Annotated in this window: 1 protein-coding gene; it reads left to right on the forward strand. The window is 71.4% G+C overall.

From position 1 onward, the window contains the following. Positions 1-2 precede the first annotated feature (2 nt). Positions 3-851, forward strand: coding sequence for an OmpA family protein (locus tag EGJ34_RS21860; RefSeq protein ID WP_125362469.1), 849 nt, complete (start codon positions 3-5; stop codon positions 849-851). Positions 852-1013 lie beyond the last annotated feature (162 nt).

Consider the following 1013-nt stretch of genomic DNA (forward strand, 5'->3'; position numbering starts at 1 on the left):
GCCTGGCCCTGCCGCTGCTGGCCAGCGCCGCCGAAGACCCGGCCGTCGCCCAGCTCAACCAGCGCCTGCTGGCCATCCAGGCCAACGCCACCACTGCCGAGCTGGCCCCGTATGAGCGCCTGCAGGCCCAGCAGGCCGTGGCCGAGCTGGCCAAGGCCAAGCGCCGCGACCTCGACCAGGCCCGTTACCTGGCCGAGCGACGGGTCGAGATTGCCGAGACCAGCGTGCGCACCGCGCTGGCCCAGCGGCAGTCGCGCGAACTGGAGCGCACCCGCAGTGACCTGCTGATCGAGGCCACCCGCCGTGAATCGCAGCGCATCCGCCAGGAAAACGAGCGCCTGCGCGTGCAGGCCCAGATCCAGGCCGAGGAAGCCGAGCGCCTGCGCCTGGCCGCCGAAAGCGAGGCGCTGGCCCGCCAGGACGCCGAAACCGCGCTGACCAGCGTGGCCGGCAAACAGACCGCGCGTCTGAGTGCCGCCCAGGCCAACGCCGCCAAGCTGGCGCGCGAAGAGGCCGAGCTGGTCTCCGGGGCCAAGCTGCCCGGGTCGAAGTTCGATAGCCGTGGCGAGGTCTTCACCTTTGCCGGTGACGCCTTTGCCAGTGGCCAGGCTGGGCTGTCCGGCGGTGCCAAGAGCCAGACCAAGGCGCTGGCCGAGTACCTGAACATCGGCAAGAAGGGCCGGGTGCGGATCGAGGCCTATGACGCCGCCGCGGGCGTCGGCCAGAAGCGCGCGGAGGCCCTGCGTGACGCCCTGGTCGCCGCCGGGGTCAGCGCCAGCCGGTTCCAGGTCAGCGGCAAGAAGGCCGCCGCGACCAAGGCGCGTTCGGCCGAGGTGATCGTCGCCCCGTAACTGGGCCGGTGACGCCGCATTTCGGTAGCGCCGGCCGTTGGCCGGCCCTCATCGATGCGTGGGCCGGCCAACGGCCGGTGCAACCGGGGTTTGGGGGGGCTTTTGGAGGGGGGGGAGATTTGGGGGTTGAGCGGTGTGTTTTTAAAAAAAGAACCGGGCCCC

Source organism: Stenotrophomonas sp. 278 (assembly GCF_003935715.1).
Lineage (GTDB): Bacteria > Pseudomonadota > Gammaproteobacteria > Xanthomonadales > Xanthomonadaceae > Stenotrophomonas > Stenotrophomonas maltophilia_AH.